Origin of the sequence: Bradyrhizobium sp. BR2003 (assembly GCF_009720285.1) — a bacterium.
Lineage (GTDB): Bacteria > Pseudomonadota > Alphaproteobacteria > Rhizobiales > Xanthobacteraceae > Bradyrhizobium > Bradyrhizobium elkanii.
Genome location: NZ_SMYJ01000026.1, coordinates 423,446 through 440,887, shown reverse-complemented (window position 1 = coordinate 440,887; position 17,442 = coordinate 423,446). Strand labels below are relative to the sequence as shown.

Genomic DNA, 17,442 nt, shown 5'->3' with positions numbered 1-17,442 from the left:
CAGCGCGTGGCCTCTCGTATCGAAGACTATGGACTGATCGGAGATTGCGAGACCGCAGCCCTGGTCGGCCGCGACGGCTCGATCGACTGGCTGTGTTGGCCCGCGTTCGATTCCGACCCCTGCTTCGCGGCGCTGCTTGGCACCTCGAGGAATGGTCGCTGGCTGCTGGCGCCCACAGGCGAGATCAAGCAGACCGCGCGGCGCTACTGGGACGATACGCTGGTCCTGGAGACCCGGTTCGAGACCGAAGCCGGCGCGGTCGCGCTGATCGACTTCATGCCGCCGCGCGGCAACGCCTCCGATGTGGTCCGCCTGGTTCGCGGCATCAGCGGCCGCGTCAAGATGCGCATGGAGCTGGTGATCCGCTTCGGCTTCGGGGTCGATGTCCCCTGGGTGAGGAAGAATCCGGATGGCGACGGACTTCTGGCGATCAGCGGTCAGGACATGACCGTGCTGCGCACGCCGGTCGAAACCCGCGGCAAGGACCTGACCACGATTGCCGATTTCGAGGTCGGCGAGGGCGACACGGTGCCGTTCGTCCTGACCTATGGACCGTCCTATCACCCGGTGCCGGAGGCGATCGACCCTGAGGCTGCGCTGAAGGACACCGAGGAATATTGGCGGGAATGGTGCAGCCGTTCGACCTATGACGGCAGCTATCAACGCGCCCTCGTGATGCGCTCGCTGATCACGCTGAAGGCGCTGACCTTCAGGCCGACCGGCGGCATCGTCGCGGCACCCACCACGTCGTTGCCGGAAAAGCTCGGCGGCGGGCGCAATTGGGACTACCGGTTCTGCTGGCTGCGCGACGCCACCTTTACGCTGCTGGCCCTGATGAATTCGGGCTACACCGAGGAGGCGGCGGCCTGGCACAACTGGCTGCTGCGGGCCGCGGCCGGCGCGCCGGCCAGCATGCAGATCATGTACGGCATCCTAGGCCAGCGGCGCCTCCTGGAATGGGAGGCCGGATGGCTGTCCGGCTATGAAGGGGCGCAGCCGGTCCGCGCCGGCAACGCCGCGCACGCGCAGCTTCAGCTCGACGTCTATGGCGAGTTGATCGACGCCTTCCACCAGTCCCGCATGGCCAAGCTGAAGCTCGACGAAGAGAGCTGGTCGCTCGAATGTACCGTCGTCACCCATCTCGCCGATGTCTGGGATCAGCCGGATCACGGCATCTGGGAGCGCCGCGGCGTGCCCAGACACTACGTGTTCTCCAAGGTGATGTGCTGGGTCGCCTTCGACCGCGCCATCAAGAGCGCGGAGCGGTTCGGCTTCAAGGGGCCGCTGGTCAAATGGCGGGTGCTGCGCGAGGCCATTCATCGCGACGTCTGCCAACGTGGCTTCGACCCTGACCTCAACAGTTTCGTCGAGAGCTATGGCTCAAAGCTGCTCGACGCCAGCCTGCTGCTGCTGCCGTCGATCGGCTTCCTGCCGCCGGCCGATCCGCGCATCCGCGGCACCATCGACGCGGTCGAGCGGCACATGATGCGCGACGGGTTCGTGCTGCGGCACGATCCGCGCGAGGTGTCCGATGAGATCCAGCCGATCGAGGGCGCGTTCCTGGCCTGCAGCCTGTGGCTTGCCGACGCTCATGTGCTGGCGGGAGATGTCGGCAAGGCGCAGATCATGTTCGACCGCGTGGTCGCGGTCGCCAACGATCTCGGACTGTTGGCAGAGGAGTTCGATTCCGGCGCCGGCCGGCAGACCGGCAATTTCCCGCAGGCGCTGACCCATATCGCGCTGATCAACACCGCGCACAATCTCAGCGCCGCCAGGTCCGACGCCGAGAAGCCCGCGGTGCAGCGGTCGACTTAAACCACCGCGGCGATGCCGCCGTCCGTCTTCCGCTTGCGGGACCGCCGCAGGTGCGCCCCGCCAAAATATCGAAAACAACCCCATGCAAAGGAGCCGGCGGCTGCGACCAGGCAACTTGACACGTCGGGCAAATCAGGAATATATTTCCAATATTCCGAAATAACGCAAGCGGTCCGAGGACCGCGGCAGACGCCTCAGCGAAGCTGCAGCACCGTGTCCATGGCGCGCGCGAAGCCGTCGCGCTCGTTGGTTTCGGTGACATGTGTGGCGCGCGCCTTGACGTCATCGCTGGCATTGCCCATCGCGAAGGAGACGCCGCTCCTGGCGAACATCGGCAGATCGTTCTGCATGTCGCCGATCGTGGCGACATTCTCCGGCGGCACGCCAAGGCGCTTCGCGATGCCCTCGACGAAGGTGCCCTTGTCGTGACCGGGCGGGGTGACGTCGAGATAGTAGGTCTGCGAGCGCACCGCGGTGGCATCGCGTCCGACCATCTGCTGCATCTCCGCCTCGCAGCGTTGCAGCAGGGCTGCATCCGAGCTCGCGCCGACGATCTTGCAGGCTTGGTCGAGATAGGGCGTGAAATCGCCGACGATGGTCGGATCATGCTTGATCGTGTGCTGCTCGTGAGCGGTGTACTCGCCGTCGGGGTTCAGCGTCAGCCAGCGATCGTTGGTAAACAGCCAGATATCGACGCCGCGCTCGTGCAGCATGTCGATGCAGCGTTTTGCGACCGCTGCCGGGATCAAATGCTGCTCGAGGGGCTTGAGCTGCGGATCGACGATCGAGGAGCCGTTGAAGGCACCAATCGGCTGTGTGATCGCAAGCGGCGCAATCAGGAAGCCCATCCCGATCGTCGGTCGGCTGGAGACGATGGTGAAGCCGATGCCGGCCTCATGCAGCCTGCGCACCGCCGCCCTGGCGCCGTCGGTCAAGGTCTTGTCCTTGGTGAGCAGCGTGCCGTCGACATCGGATACGACAAGGGCGATGCGGGTCATGGGCGGTCCAGCTTCAGTTGAGTGACGATGTCTTCGACGATGATGTCCACAGTGCGATCGATTGCAACTGTAATCGGACGTTCATCCGGCGTTGGCGGCTCCAGCGTCCTGAACTGGCTCGCCAACAGTCCGGCCGGCATGAAATGGCCTTTGCGTGCGATCAACCGCGAGGCGATCAGCTCCTGCGTGCCTTCGAGGAACACGATGCGGACATCGTGGCGGCCATGCACCAGGATGTCTCGATAGCTGCGCTTCAGGGCTGAACAGGCGATCACCGCGCGCTCGCTCGCCTTGCAGGTCCGGTCGATCTCGGCCGCGATCGCCCTGAGCCACGGCCAGCGGTCCTCATCGGTCAGCGGCTGCCCGGAGTGCATCTTCGAGACATTGCTCGGCGGATGAAACGTGTCGCCGTCTTCGTAGCGCCAGCCGATCCTGACCGCGAGATGATCAGCGATGGTGCTCTTGCCCGAACCCGACACGCCCATCACGACCAGCGCGCAGGGGTTTTGCCTGTCACCCACGAAAGTCCTCCGGCAGCGCGGCCTGATCGATCAGCCAGACGGTCTCGCCCTGCGATCGCGCGCGGTTTGCCGGCAGGTTCTCGCCTGCGAACAGGCGCGTCAAGATCGCGCGCTTGTTCTCGCCCGCTACCTCGAACAGCATCTCGCGGCATGAGGCGAGCGCGGGCAGGGTCAGCGACACGCGCGGCACGAACGGCTCGACATTGGCCTTGGGCACCCCGACCACCCAGCGCTGGGTTTCCTCGACCGCGGGATAACCCGGAAACAGCGAAGCGGTGTGGCCGTCGGGGCCGATGCCCATCAGCACCAGGTCGAATAGCGGACGCTTCGGATCGAGCTGTTCGGCGCCGTAGAACGCCATCAACTCATTCTCGTACAGCGCCGCGCTGACGTCGGGATCCCTGAGATCGGCGGTGTCGGTCGCGATCGGATGGACATTCGCGGCCGGCGCACAGCGGTCGAGGAAGGCCTGACGCGCCATGCTCATGTTGTGCAGCGGGTCCTTGCGCGGCACCAGGCGCTCGTCGCCGATGAACCAGTCGACGCGGTCCCACGGAATCCTTTGGCGATAGTCGGGCGTCGCCAGCAGTTGGTAGAGCGCCTTGGGGCTGGAGCCGCCGGTGAGGCACACGGCGATCCGGCCGGTGTTCTGATCGATCCTGGCGATCAGCCGCTCGGCGGCCGCCTGCGCCAGTGCCACCGGATCGGCGACCGTGATGATCCTGCGCTCGCCGGTCGCGGTCATGTCAGCCCAGTTTCCGCCAGCTGCGGCCGTCGCGCGTCAGCAGCGCGTTGGCCGCCTCCGGGCCTTCGCTTCCGGCCTTGTAGGGTTGCAGACCGCGCCCGCCGGCGCTCTTCCAGGCGTCGAGGAACGGCTGCACCGCCTGCCACCCGGCCTCGACACTGTCGGCACGCTGAAACAGGATGTTGTCGCCGATCATGCAGTCATAGATCAGCGTTTCGTAGCCGGTCGACGGCTCGGCCTTGAAGTAGTCCTTGTAGCGGAACTTCATCTCGACGCCGTCGATATTGATGATCGGCCCGGGTACCTTGGTGTTGAACTGCAGCTCGATGCCCTCGGTCGGCTCGGTGGAGATGACGAGGTAGTTCTGCGACAGACGGTCGACCGCGGTGTCGCGGAACATCGCGAACGGCGCCTGCTTGAACTTGATCGCGATCTCGGTGCGTTTGGTGGTGAGCGCCTTGCCGGTGCGCAGGTAGAACGGCACGCCGGCCCAGCGCCAATTGTCGATGGTCAGCTTCAGCGCGGCGTAGGTCTCGGTCGAGCTGTCGGGCCTGACGTCGGGCGTCTTGAGAAAATCCTCGATCTCGGTGTCGCCGATCCGGCCGGCGCGATACTGGCCGCGCACCGAATTGTGCAGCGCTTCCTGTTCGCTCTGGGTCTGGATCGCGCTCAGCACCTCGGCCTTTTCGGAGCGCACGGCATGGGCGTCAAACCGCGCCGGCGGCTCCATCGTCACCAGCGACAGCAGCTGGAACAGATGGTTCGGCACCATGTCGCGCAGCGCGCCGGTGGCGTCGTAGAAGCTGCCGCGATGACCGACGCCGAGCTTCTCGTCCACGGTGATCTGGATATGGTCGATGTGGTTGCGATTCCAGATCGGCTCGAACATGCCGTTGGCGAAGCGCAGCACCAGGATGTTCTGGACGGTTTCCTTGCCGAGATAGTGATCGATCCGGTAGATCTGGTGCTCGTCCATCAGCTTCAGCAGCGCTGAATTCAGCGCCCTGGCCGACGCCAGATCGGTGCCGAACGGCTTTTCGATAATCAGCCGCCGCCAGGCGCCGTTCTCCTCCAGCATGCCGGTGCGCCCGAGCTGCTGGCTGATCGGCAGGAACGCTCGCGGCGGGGTTGCGAGATAGAACAGCCGGTTGCCTCCGGTGCCGCGCGCCGTCTCGAGCTTGTCGAGCCGTTCGTTCATGGCATCGAAGGAGGGCGGATCGCTCGGATCGGCTTCGACCGAGGTGACGCATTCGAACAACCGCGTGACGACCGCCTCATCGAGCGGCCGGGTCGCGAATTTGCGCAGCCCTTGCATCAGGCTGTCCTTCATCTGGTCGCTCGACATGCCCTTGCGGGCGATGCCGACGACGCAGAATTTGTCCGGCAGCAGATTGCCGGCGGCGAGATTGTAGAGCGCCGGGATGACCAGCCGGTGCGTCAGATCACCGGTGGCGCCGAAGATGATGAAGGAGCAAGGATCGGGTTTCTTCTGCACGTGACCTTCCGCGGTTCGCATTAAGCTTTTTTCGGCGGCTCCTTGTGGCCGCCGAAACCTGCGCGCATCGCCGAGAGGATCTTCTCCGCGAAGGTGTGATCCTTGCGCGAGCGGAAGCGCGTGTAGAGCGCGGCCGTCAGCACCTCGGCCGGCACCGCCTCGTCGACCGCGGCATTGACGGTCCAGCGGCCTTCGCCGGAATCCTCGACAAAGCCGGAATATTTGTCGAGCGTGTGGTTCTGCGCCAGCGCCGATGCCGTGAGGTCGAGCAGCCAGGACGGAATCACGCTGCCGCGCCGCCAGACCTCCGCGATGTCGGCGATGTCGAGGTCGAAGCGATGCTCCGGCGGCAGCGCCTCGATATTGGCGTTCTTCAGGATGTCGAAGCCTTCGGCATAGGCCTGCATCAGGCCGTATTCGATGCCGTTATGGATCATCTTGACGAAATGCCCGGCGCCGATCGGGCCGGCGTGGATGTAGCCCTGTTCGATGCGCGGATCGCGGCCCTCGCGACCGGAGGTGCGCGGAATGTCGCCGATCCCTGGCGCCAGCGTCTTGAAGATCGGGTCGAGCCGGTCGACGACTTTCTTGTCGCCGCCGATCATCATGCAGTAGCCGCGCTCGATGCCCCAGATGCCGCCGCTGGTGCCGACGTCGACGTAATGCAGCCCGCGCTCCCTGAGCGCCTTGCCGCGGCGGACGTCGTCCTGCCAGAAGGTGTTGCCGCCGTCGATGATGACGTCGCCCGGCTGCATCAGCTTCGACAGCGCCTCGATGGTGGCTTCGGTGATCTTGCCGGCCGGCAGCATCACCCAGGCGGTGCGCGGCGCCTCCAGCTTGAGGACGAAATCCTCCAGCGACGAGGACCCGGTGGCATTGTCGGCGACGAGCGCCGCGACGGCCTTCGGGTCCTTGTCGTAGACCACGGTTGTGTGGCCCTGGGTCATCAGGCGGCGGACGATGTTGCCGCCCATCCGCCCGAGGCCGATCATGCCGAGTTGCATCCCTCGCCTCCGTCAGTTCAGTGCAGCCGAGATCGCGGCATCGAGCGCCGCGAGCCCGGAGGTGAGATCGCCCTTGAGATGCACGCGCAGCGCCCGCCGGCCGCGCTCGGTGAGCACGTCGAAATCGCCGCGGGCCTGCGCCGCCTTGATCACGCCGAAGCTCGCCTTCTGGCCGGGCACCGGCAGGTCCTCCGTGTCGTCGGTCGTGACCTGCAGGAATACGCCGCTGTCGGGCCCGCCCTTGTAGGCCTGCCCGGTCGAATGCAGGAAGCGCGGACCGAACTCGGCGCAGGTCGCAAGGTGCTTTGCGTCGCGCAGCTTGAGCCGCATCGCCTGCATGGCGTCGATGGTGTCGCCGTCGCGCTCGATATAGGCGAGCAGGGCGACATAGTCGCCGCGGCCGGAGCGCGAGAGGTGCGCTCTTATCCAGGAGTTGAGATCGCCGTTCGCACCGGCCTTGCGCAGCTCCTCGGCGTTCTGCGCGTCGGTGTAGAGATCGACCCCGTCCGCCGACACCACCGGCTGTTCGGCCGGCAGCGATCCGGTCTTCTCGAACGCCGCCGTCAGCTCGCGGGTCTTGATCTTGGCGGCTTCGACGTCGGGCTGGTTGAACGGGTTGATGCCGAGGATCGAGCCGGCGACCGCGGTCGCGATCTCGAAGCGGAAGAACTCCTGGCCGATATGGTCGATCGACTTCATCACGATCCGAACCACGGGATGGCCGGCGGCCTCGAGCGCCGCGAGCTTGGCCTCATGCGCGGCGTCGTTCTCGCCATCAGTCCGGAGGTCGATGAAGAACCGGTCGTTGCCGTAGACCGCGGCGTCGCCAATCGTCTCGCCCTCGATCGGGATCAGGCCCTTGCCGTCCTTGCCGGTCGATTCCGCGATCAGCTGCTCGGCCCAGGCGCCGAAATCGGCGACGTCCGGCGAGGCGAAGATCGTCACCTTGTCGCGGCCTTCGAGCCCCGCGATGCCCATCGCGAGCCCGAGCTGCACGCCCGGGTTCTGCTGCGGCGGCACGTCGGCGCCGCAGGAGCGCACCATGGCGAGCGTATGGCCGAGCAGGCTGCGGACGTCGATGCCGGCAGCGGCCGCCGGCACCAGGCCGAACGGCGACAGCACGGAATAGCGGCCGCCGATCGCAGGGTCGCCGTAGAAGATGCGGGCAAAGCCCTGCTTGATCGCAACCTTCTGCAGCGATGAGCCCGGATCGGTCACCGCGATGAAGCGGTGGCCGGCCTTGTCCTTGCCGATCGCCTTCGCCACCCGATCGAAGAAATAGTCCTTCATCACGTTCGGCTCGGTGGTGCCGCCGGATTTGGAAGAGACGATGAACAGCGTCCTTGCAATGTCGACATACTCCTCCATCGCCCGCACCTGCGCCGGATCGGTGGAGTCGAGCACGTGCAGCCGCGGGAAACCGGACCGGTGCGGGAAGGTTTGGGCCAGGACCTCCGGCCCGAGGCTCGACCCGCCCATGCCGAGCACGACGGCATCGGTGAAGTTCTGCCCCTTCACGCGCTGGGCGAAGTCCTCGTAGTCGGCGACATCAGCGGTGGCCGCGCTGGTGAGCCAGCCCAGCCATTTGTCCTCGTCGTCGCCGGTCCAGACCGATTTGTCCTTGTGCCAGAGCCTTCGGATCCTGGCCGAGGCGCGCCATTCCTCGGTGCTCTTCTCGACCGCCTTCTCGATGGCGGCGCCGAGCGCGAGCTTCTGGCGGTCGATGCCGCCACCAAGCGAGGTGGCGCGCTTGTTGGCGACCGCGCCGTAGAGCTTGTCGGCCGCGTCGGCGAACAGCTTGACGCCGTCCTTGACCAGCTCCTCGGTGATCGCATCGAGCGAGATGCCGGACTTCTCCAGCTCCTCCAGCACATGGCGGGCGTCCTCGACATTCTCCTCGAGGCTGTCGCGGACCTTGCCGTGGTCGCGGAAGGCATCGAGCGTCGCCGGCGGCACGGTGTTGACGGTGTCGGGGCCGATCAGCTCCTCGACATAGAGCACGTCGCTATAGTCCTTGTTCTTGGTGCCGGTCGAGGCCCAGAGCAGCCGCTGCGGCTTGGCGCCCTTGGCCGTGAGCTTGTCCCAGCGGTTGCCTGCGAACAGGTGCTTGTAGTCCTGATAGGCGAGCTTTGCATTGGCGATCGCGACCTTGCCCTTCAAGGCCGCGAGCCGCTCCTTTTCGTGCGGATCGTTGGCCTTTGCGATCTTTTCGTCGAGCTGCTTGTCGACGGCGGTATCGATGCGGCTGACGAAGAAGCTCGCGACGCTTGCGACGTGGGAGGGATCGCCGCCCTTGCCGACGTACTTCTCCAGGCCCTTGAGATAGGCCTCGGCGACCTGGCGATAGACCTTCTGCGAGAACAGCAGCGTGATGTTGATGCTGATGCCTTCGCCGATCAGGTACTCGATCGCCGGCAGGCCCTCCGGCGTCGCCGGTACCTTGACCATCAGGTTCTTGCGGTGGACGTCTTTCCAGAGCCGTTCGGCTTCCGCGATCGTGCCCTTGGTGTCCATCGCGAGATAGGGCGACACCTCGAGGCTGACGAAGCCGTCGCCGCCGTGGCTCTGGTCGTAGACCGGGCGCAGCACGTCGGCGGCGTGCTGGATGTCCTCGACCGCAAGGTGCTCGAACAGGTCGGCGACCGAGCGGTCGCCGTTCTTGAGGGCTTTGCCGATCGCCCCGTCATATTCGTCGGAGCTGCCGATCGCCTTCTCGAAGATCGAGGGGTTGGAAGTCACGCCTTTGACGCCGTCGGTCTCGATCAGCCGCTTCAGGTCGCCGTTGGCGACGAAGCCGCGGGCGAGGAAGTCCAGCCAGACGGCCTGGCGGTGGTTTTCGAGTGCTTTGACGGGGTTCATGGGTGCCTGTTCTCGTTCGATCGAGGGTCGATTTTTGGGTTCCCGGGCAGCTTTCGGGGGCGGAGGGGGATTGTCAACATGACGGGAGGCCCGGGCGGAATATCAGTGTTTCCAAGGGATAACGCCACTCACAACAGTTCGATCCCCTCGGACGCGGTCCGAGCAGACCCTGATCTCAGCACATTTTTATGACGCGTTGCGGCGCACGACCGCGGGTCAGGGCCGCAGGTAGAGGTAACCCTGGGATTGCAGCTCGGCGAGGCGGACTACCCCGCCGCGTTCGGCGGCGACGATGCCGGGGAGCAAGTCGGCGAGGCCGATGTTCTGCGATTTCACGGTGTTGGCGCAGGCGGCGAACGCGATCCCATCCTTGGTGAACCGCGCGACATGTTTTGACAGGTCGGGGTTGGCGGCTGCTGAATGAAACGCCTTCAGCGCCTGGCCATGCACCACCAGCGCGATCGTCACATTGCCGGGGCCGCCGACGCCGTCGAGATGGTTCTGGATGTTGCCGATCACGAAATTGACCTTGTCGAGGTCGTCGAGGTGATAGACCGCCTTCGGCTTTTGCAGCGGCATCTGCCGCTGCGAGGACGGCGCTGATCGCCGAGAGCGTGCCTCAGAGGATGCTCCGTTGGCGCATGGCGTCCATCGCGCAATTATTGTTGACCGGGGCAAGCCTGTCATTCGTGCCGGCGCGCAGCCAGTTCCGGTCACAAGTTCGGCGCATTCGCTCAAGTCCGCGCGATCGACGCGAAGACCTTGTCGTCGGCGCCGGCGAACAGCGCTTCGCCTGCTTCGTGGTCGGGCGCGTCGCGATTCCGCATAACGCCACGGTGATACCGGCGCCCTTACAATCCACGCCGCATTCCGCCGACACCAAGGGTTTCATCGCGTCTGCTTCGGATGCTGCGCCAGATGATCTGCATCGTAGCGCCGCACAAAGCAGGCATAGGCTTCCGCGCCGCCGGGCGGGCCAGCGAACATCCTGTTATCGAAGGCGGCCGCCGCGGCCTTTGTCGACGCCTTCCTGCGCCTGGACGGTTGACGGCGCGCCGGTACAGGCGGTGGCTGCGCGTGCGACAACAAGGACCGCCAGCTTCATGGCCGGGCCTCGGGAATAGCCGGCGCCTCCAAGGTGTCATCTTTAAAGCGCGGCAATGGTGCCGCGCGGAACTGCGCGGGCTCGTTGCCTTAGTCGCGGCGACACGAAGGCACGTTCAACGGCTGCTGAACGTTTGTTCATGCAAGTCTGTGACGCGTACATCTTGACGCCACGGCTGGACGGTCACACTTTTTCAAGGAAGCCAACGTTCATCGCCGGACGGGGAAGTTGCCCCGCTCGGATGTCCGCTTCGGAGGCCTGGGCCCCGGTAAACCACGGATGTGGCGAAGGGGTTACAACCACCAAAAACAAGGGGATATTGATGAACCATTAAGCTTCCTGCCTGTTGATAAGGCAGAGGCTGCACGCGCCGTGCATTGCCGAACTGAGTCGGTCGAGTGTCCAATGGACCCAGCGTGCCGACGCTGATTCGATCCTAGGACGCTCTTGTTACGACTCGTGTCAGTCGTGCGGCGATACATATCGTGGAGAGAGGGATCATGTACAACGATTCTTTGTTCAACGCCTTCGCAAGGTCGTTTGAAGCGCGAAGCCAGACCGACATGTCGATGGCCGAGTATCTGGAGTCGTGTCGAAGCGATCCGATGCGATATGCAAATGCGGCCGAGCGGTTATTGGCGGCAATCGGTGAGCCCCAGATGATCGACACGGCCAAGGACCCACGCCTTGGCCGTATCTTTTTGAACCGTACGATCAGGTCGTATCCGGCCTTCGCCGGCTTCTACGGGATGGAGGACACGATCGAGCGCCTCGTCGGCTTCTTCCGCCACGCCGCGCAGGGTCTCGAAGAGCGCAAGCAGATCCTCTATCTGCTCGGGCCGGTCGGCGGCGGCAAGTCATCGCTCGCCGAGCGCATCAAGGCGCTGATGGAAATTCATCCGATCTATGTGCTGAAGGCGGGTGACGAGCTCTCGCCGGTGTTCGAGAGCCCGCTCGGGCTGTTCGATCCGGAGCAACTCGGGCCGATGATCGAGGAGAAGTACGGCATTCCGCGCCGACGGTTGAGCGGGCTGATGTCGCCCTGGGCCTACAAGCGGCTCGAGGCCTTCGGCGGCGACATCTCGCAATTCCGCGTCGCGCGCATCCAGCCCTCGAGGCTGCGCCAGATCGCGGTCGCCAAGACCGAACCCGGTGACGAGAACAACCAGGACATCTCCTCGCTGGTCGGCAAGGTCGACATCCGCAAGCTCGAGACCTATGCCCAGAACGATCCCGACGCCTACAGCTATTCCGGCGGCCTCAACCGCGCCAACCAGGGCGTGCTCGAGTTCGTCGAGATGTTCAAGGCGCCGATCAAGATGCTGCACCCGCTGCTGACCGCGACGCAGGAGGGCAACTACATCGGCACCGAGAATATCGGTGCGATCCCGTTCACCGGCATCATCCTGGCGCACTCGAACGAAGCCGAGTGGCAGAGCTTCAAGACCAACAAGAACAACGAGGCCTTCATCGACCGCATCTGCGTCATCAAGGTCCCGTACTGCCTGCGGGTGACCGAGGAGCAGAAGATCTACGAGAAGCTGATCCAGGGCTCGGAGCTCGCCGCCGCACCCTGCGCGCCGGCGACGCTGGAAACGATGGCCCGTTTCTCGGTGATGTCGCGCCTGCGCAAGCACGAGAACTCGACGCTGTTTGCCAAGATGCGGGTCTATGACGGCGAGAGCCTCAAGGAATCCGATCCGAAGGCGCGCAGCGTGCAGGAGTACAAGGACGCCGCCGGCGTCGACGAGGGCATGGATGGCGCTTCCACCCGCTTTGCCTTCAAGGTGCTGGCCTCGACCTTCAACCACGACACCACCGAAGTCGGTGCCGACGCGGTGCATCTGATGTATGTGCTCGAGCAGGCGATCCGCCGCGAGCAGCTGCCTGACGAGACCGAGAAGCGCTATCTCGAGTTCATCAAGGCAGACCTCGCGCCGCGTTATGCCGAGTTCATCGGCAACGAGATCCAGAAGGCCTATCTGGAATCCTACGCCGACTACGGCCAGAACCTGTTCGACCGCTATGTCGACTACGCCGACGCCTGGATCGAGGATCAGGACTTCAAGGATCCCGACACCGGCCAGCTGATGAACCGCGAGCTCCTGAACCAGGAGCTGACCAAGATCGAGAAGCCTGCCGGCATCGCCAACCCGAAGGACTTCCGCAACGAGGTCGTCAAGTTCTCGCTGCGCTCGCGGGCGCATAACGGCGGCAAGAATCCGAGCTGGACCTCCTACGAAAAGGTTCGCGACGTGATCGAGAAGCGGATATTCTCGCAGGTCGAGGATCTGCTTCCGGTCATCTCGTTCGGCTCCAAGAAGGACGGCGAGACCGAGAAGAAGCACGGCGAGTTCGTCGAGCGGATGGTGGAGCGCGGCTATACCGAGCGCCAGGTCCGCCGGCTCGTCGAGTGGTACATGCGGGTGAAGCAAGCCGGCTAATGCACGATCCGGAAAGCCGGCACCGGCTTTCCGTTTCGTCCCGTCCCGTCCAAGAAAAATGCGATGCGACTGTCATGATCGCATCCGGTGAGGCAGATGCAACGTGGTCATGCATATCGTCGATCGGCGGTTGAATCCGGGTAGCAAGAGCCTGGAGAACCGCCAGCGCTTCCTGCGGCGCGCCAAGGCGCTGGTGCAGGGAGCCGTCAAGAAGTCGTCGCAGGACCGGGACATCAAGGATGTCCTGGAGGGCGGCGAAGTGACAATCCCGCTGGACGGCATGGACGAGCCGCGGTTCCGGCGCGAGGGCGGCACGCGTGACATGGTGCTGCCCGGCAACAAGAAGTTCGTCGAGGGCGACTGGCTGCAGCGCCCGAACCAAAGCGGTGCCAAGGGCTCCGGCGCAGGCGAGGGCGACAGCGAGGACGCCTTCCGCTTCGTGCTCAGCCGCGACGAATTCGTCGATCTCTTCCTCGACGACCTCGAACTGCCCGATCTTGCCAAGCGCAAGCTCGCGGAGACCGAGAGCGAGGGCATTCAACGCGCCGGCTACGCGACCTCGGGCTCGCCCGCCAACATCTCGATCAGCCGGACGGTCAGCCGGGCGCTGGCACGGCGCGTGGCACTGCGCCGGCCGCGCAAGGACGACATCGAGGCGCTCGAGGCCGAGCTTGCGGAATGCGACGATGATGCGCGGCGCCGCGAGCTGCTGGCGCTGCTCGAAGCGCTGAAGGCCAAGGCCAAGCGGATCCCGTTCATCGATCCGATCGATATCCGCTACCGCCGCTTCGAGACGGTGCCGAAGCCGGTGGCGCAGGCCGTGATGTTCTGCCTGATGGACGTCTCGGGCTCGATGTCCGAGCACATGAAGGATCTGGCGAAACGGTTCTACATGCTGCTCTACGTCTTCCTGAAGCGGCGCTACAAGCACGTCGAGATCGTGTTTATCCGCCACACCGACCGCGCCGAGGAGGTCGACGAGGATACGTTCTTCCACGGCCCGGCTTCCGGCGGCACGCTGGTGTCGAGCGCGCTGGTCGCGATGAACGATATCGTCCGGACCCGCTTCCGTCCGGCCGACTGGAACATCTATGCCGCCCAGGCCTCGGACGGCGACAATATGACCTCCGACAGCGCGCTGACCGGTCACCTCCTGACCGACAAGATCCTGCCGATCTGCCAGTTCTTCGCCTATCTCGAGGTCGGTGAAGCCGCCAACTACACCTTCGACATGCCGGACTCCTCGCTCTGGACGCTTTATGAGCGTCTGCGCAACGAGGGCGCGCCGCTGTCGATGCGCAAGGTCAGCGAGCGCGGCGAGATCTTCCCGGTGTTCCAGGACCTGTTCAAGCGCCGCAGCAAGCAGGAAAGGGTGTAGCGTGATGGGTTCTTCCGGGGAACGGCTGTTCGAGGGCGCCGATTGGGATTTCCAGATATTGCAGCGGGTTCACGACGCCTGCGAGAAGATCGCGCGCACCGAGCTTGGGCTCGACGTCTATCCCAACCAGATCGAGGTGATCACCGCCGAGCAGATGCTCGACGCCTATTCCTCGGTCGGCATGCCGCTGTTCTACAAGCACTGGTCGTTCGGCAAGCAGTTCGCGTTCCAGGAAGCGTCCTATCGCAAGGGCCTGATGGGCCTCGCCTATGAGATCGTGATCAATTCCTCGCCGTGCATCTCCTATCTCATGGAGGAGAATACGGCGACGATGCAGACCCTGGTGATCGCGCACGCGGCGTTCGGGCACAATCACTTCTTCAAGAACAACTATCTGTTCAAGCAGTGGACCGATGCCGACGGCATTCTCGACTATCTGGAATTCGCCAAGGGCTACATCGCGGTCTGCGAGGACCGCCATGGCCGCGAGACGGTGGAGCGGACGCTCGATGCCGCGCATGCGCTGATGTCGCATGGCGTCGACCGCTATCCCGGAAAGAAGACGCTCGATTTGCGTGCCGAGGAGAAGCGGGCCGGCGAGCGCCGGCAGCACGAGGAAAGCGTGTTCAACGATTTGTGGCGGACGGTGCCGAATACCAAGGCCAAGAGCAAGGCTGCGCTCACGGCCGAGCGCCGCCGCGCGCTGCTCGGCTTGCCGCAGGAGAACATCCTCTATTTCCTCGAGAAGACCGCACCGCGCCTTGCACCCTGGCAGCGCGAGCTCATCCGCATCGTGCGCCACATTGCGCAGTATTTCTACCCGCAGGGTCAGACCAAGGTGATGAACGAGGGCACCGCGACCTACGTCCATTACCGCATCATGAGCCGGCTGCATCAGCAGGGCCGGATCACCGACGGCAATTTCCTCGAATTCCTGCAGTCGCACACCAACGTGGTGTTCCAGCCCGAATTCGACGACCGCCGCTATTCCGGCTTCAATCCCTATGCGCTCGGCTTCGCCATGATGCAGGATATCGAGCGGATCGTGAAAAATCCGGAGGACGAGGACCGCGAGTGGTTCCCCGACATCGCCGGCAAGGGCGACGTCGAGGGCGTGCTGCGCGAGATCTGGGGCAACTACCGCGACGAGAGCTTCATCAACCAGTTTCTCAGCCCGGCGCTGATCCGGCGCTTCCGCATGTTCCATCTGCACGACGACCCCGCGGAAAGCCAGGGGATCAAGGTCGACGCGATCCACGACGAGCGCGGCTACCGCCGGGTCCGCCGCGAGCTGGCGCGGCAATACGACGTCGGCTTCGTCGACGCCAATATCGAGGTCGTGGATGTCGATCTCGACGGCGATCGCCGCCTGATGCTGCGTCACACCACCGTGAAGGGCGCCCAGCTCAACGAGACCGACGCGCGGCGCGTGCTGCAGCATCTCGCCGATCTGTGGTCCTACGACGTCGCGCTGACCGAAATCGACGGCACCGACAAGGTGCTGAAGGAATATGTCGTCAGCCCGCGCGCGGCTGCCGTCGCGGCTTGAGGATGAGGCTCTCGCTGACATGAGCACGGCGGACACCGCCGCGCGGAATGCGAGTCTTGCTCGGTGAACCTTCGCTTCTATCGAAGGCTCACATCATGAACATCACGGAAACATTTCGGATTTGAAGCGCATGACGTTCCGTGCGCGAACGTGCATTGCCGGCATGCGGAAATCTCGCGAGACGTTCTTGGTGATTGCCTGCGCGGGCGCGATGGATAATGTGCGCCGCGTCAAGAAAACCAAGAAAAGGATATGCTCTTGTCAACTCGCTCCCGCCTGGCGGGCTTTCTCGCCGTCGCCACGCTCACGGCCTCGTCGATCTCGCCATCCATCGCAGCCGACACCGCGATCAGAATAGGAAACACCGCGCCCTATAGTGGCCCGGCGTCGGCCTACGGCACGATCGCGCGTGCCGAAGCCGCGTATTTCCAGATGCTCAACGATCACGGCGGCATCAACGGCCGCAAGATCGACTTCGAGAGTCTCGACGACGCCTATTCGCCGTCGAAGACGGTCGAGCAGACCCGCAAGCTCGTCGAGCAGGACGAGGTGCTCGCGGTCTTCAGTGCGGTCGGCACCGCGCCGAACATCTCGGTGCAGAAGTACCTCAACATCAAGCGCGTGCCGCAGCTGTTCGTGTCCTCCGGCGCGACGCGCTGGAACGATCCGAAGCAGTTCCCGTGGACGGTCGGTTTCAATCCGACCTACGAGCTCGAAGGCCGGCTCTACGCAAAATACATCCTGAAGACCAAGCCGGATGCGAAGATCGCCGTCATTACGCCGAACGAGGACGCCGGCAAGGACTATCTCAGGGGTTTCAAGGACGGGCTCGGCGAGCATGTCGGCCAGATCGTCGCCGAGACCACGTATCTCACGACCGATCCCACCATCGATTCCCAGATGGTGACGATGCGCGAGTCCGGCGCGGACGTCTTCTTCGCCGAGGCGACGCCGAAATTCGCGGCCCAGGCGCTGCGCAAGGCGGCGAGCATGGGCTGGAAGCCGCTGACCATCCTGCCGACCGTCTCCAATTCCGTCTCCGCGGTGCTTGAACCGGCCGGCCTCGAGAACGTGATCGGCGTCGTGACCGGGCTCTATCTGAAGGATCCGACCGATCCGCGCTGGGCCGACGATCCCGCGCAGAAGGAGTTTGCGGCCTGGATGAAGAAGTACCAGCCGAATGCGAGCCCGGGCGACCTCTTCAACGTGCAGGGCTATACGGTGGCGCAGGTGATGGCGGCGGTGCTGAAGAACTGCAACGGCGATTACAGCCGCGACAACATCATCAAGCAGGCGACCAATCTGAAGGCGCTCGAATTGCCGATGCTGCTGCCCGGCATCAAGGTGCAGACCGAGCCCGACAATGTGACGCCGATCCGGCAAATCCAGATGGCGCGGTTCGACGGCAAGTCGTGGGCGCTGTTCGGCGACGTCTTGAGCGACAAGTAGCCGTCACCAACTTCGCTGTGGTCCCTGCCTGGTGCGCAATTGCGCACGGGAGTAGGGACCCATACGCCGCGGCTTCTTTT

Annotated in this window: 12 protein-coding genes; 5 read left to right on the top strand and 7 right to left on the bottom strand. The window is 64.4% G+C overall.

What is annotated here, in order from left to right; all coding sequences use genetic code 11:
• Positions 1-6 precede the first annotated feature (6 nt).
• Positions 7-1,815 (top strand): glycoside hydrolase family 15 protein, encoded by a 1,809-nt coding sequence (locus tag E2I15_RS21065; protein ID WP_137480373.1) that lies wholly within the window; start codon positions 7-9, stop codon positions 1,813-1,815.
• A 194-nt stretch (positions 1,816-2,009) separates the two neighbouring features.
• Here E2I15_RS21065 and E2I15_RS21060 read toward each other — a convergent pair whose 3' ends face one another.
• The 7 genes from E2I15_RS21060 to E2I15_RS21030 all read right to left on the bottom strand — a co-directional run bounded on the left by E2I15_RS21060 (position 2,010) and on the right by E2I15_RS21030 (position 10,124).
• The gene (locus E2I15_RS21060) at positions 2,010-2,813 is read right to left on the bottom strand and encodes an HAD family hydrolase (protein ID WP_137480375.1); all 804 of its coding nucleotides are present in this window, start codon (positions 2,811-2,813) and stop codon (positions 2,010-2,012) included.
• Positions 2,810-3,298: a gluconokinase gene (locus tag E2I15_RS21055; RefSeq protein ID WP_137480620.1), complete on the bottom strand. Its 489-nt coding sequence runs from the start codon at positions 3,296-3,298 to the stop codon at positions 2,810-2,812. The genes E2I15_RS21060 and E2I15_RS21055 overlap by 4 nt, the downstream gene beginning before the upstream one ends.
• Before the next feature lie 28 nt (positions 3,299-3,326).
• The gene (pgl, locus tag E2I15_RS21050; RefSeq protein ID WP_137480377.1) at positions 3,327-4,079 is read right to left on the bottom strand and encodes a 6-phosphogluconolactonase; all 753 of its coding nucleotides are present in this window, start codon (positions 4,077-4,079) and stop codon (positions 3,327-3,329) included.
• A gap of 1 nt (position 4,080) precedes the next feature.
• Positions 4,081-5,595 carry a glucose-6-phosphate dehydrogenase gene (zwf, locus tag E2I15_RS21045; RefSeq protein ID WP_137480379.1) on the bottom strand — a complete coding sequence of 505 codons (1,515 nt, stop codon included), beginning with the start codon at positions 5,593-5,595 and terminating at the stop codon, positions 4,081-4,083.
• Positions 5,595-6,578, bottom strand: a complete 984-nt coding sequence (gene gnd, locus E2I15_RS21040; RefSeq protein ID WP_137480381.1) for a phosphogluconate dehydrogenase (NAD(+)-dependent, decarboxylating) — start codon at positions 6,576-6,578, stop codon at positions 5,595-5,597. The genes zwf and gnd overlap by 1 nt, the downstream gene beginning before the upstream one ends.
• A 12-nt stretch (positions 6,579-6,590) precedes the next feature.
• Positions 6,591-9,437 (bottom strand): bifunctional transaldolase/phosoglucose isomerase, encoded by a 2,847-nt coding sequence (locus tag E2I15_RS21035; protein ID WP_137480383.1) that lies wholly within the window; start codon positions 9,435-9,437, stop codon positions 6,591-6,593.
• 216 nt (positions 9,438-9,653) lie between these two features.
• The gene (locus tag E2I15_RS21030; RefSeq protein WP_422109858.1) at positions 9,654-10,124 is read right to left on the bottom strand and encodes a DsrE family protein; all 471 of its coding nucleotides are present in this window, start codon (positions 10,122-10,124) and stop codon (positions 9,654-9,656) included.
• Positions 10,125-11,042: 918 nt separating this feature from the next.
• Here E2I15_RS21030 and E2I15_RS21020 point away from each other — a divergent pair.
• The 4 genes from E2I15_RS21020 to E2I15_RS21005 all read left to right on the top strand — a co-directional run bounded on the left by E2I15_RS21020 (position 11,043) and on the right by E2I15_RS21005 (position 17,362).
• Complete coding sequence (locus tag E2I15_RS21020; RefSeq protein ID WP_137480387.1) at positions 11,043-12,986, top strand: PrkA family serine protein kinase; 1,944 nt, start codon at positions 11,043-11,045, stop codon at positions 12,984-12,986.
• Positions 12,987-13,095: 109 nt separating this feature from the next.
• The gene (locus E2I15_RS21015) at positions 13,096-14,364 is read left to right on the top strand and encodes a YeaH/YhbH family protein (protein WP_155262494.1); all 1,269 of its coding nucleotides are present in this window, start codon (positions 13,096-13,098) and stop codon (positions 14,362-14,364) included.
• Between the two features lie 4 nt (positions 14,365-14,368).
• On the top strand, positions 14,369-15,913 hold the full coding sequence (locus E2I15_RS21010) for a SpoVR family protein (RefSeq protein ID WP_137480391.1): 1,545 nt from the start codon (positions 14,369-14,371) through the stop codon (positions 15,911-15,913).
• 252 nt (positions 15,914-16,165) lie between these two features.
• The gene (locus E2I15_RS21005) at positions 16,166-17,362 is read left to right on the top strand and encodes an ABC transporter substrate-binding protein (RefSeq protein WP_422109859.1); all 1,197 of its coding nucleotides are present in this window, start codon (positions 16,166-16,168) and stop codon (positions 17,360-17,362) included.
• The last annotated feature ends 80 nt before the right edge of the window (positions 17,363-17,442 follow it).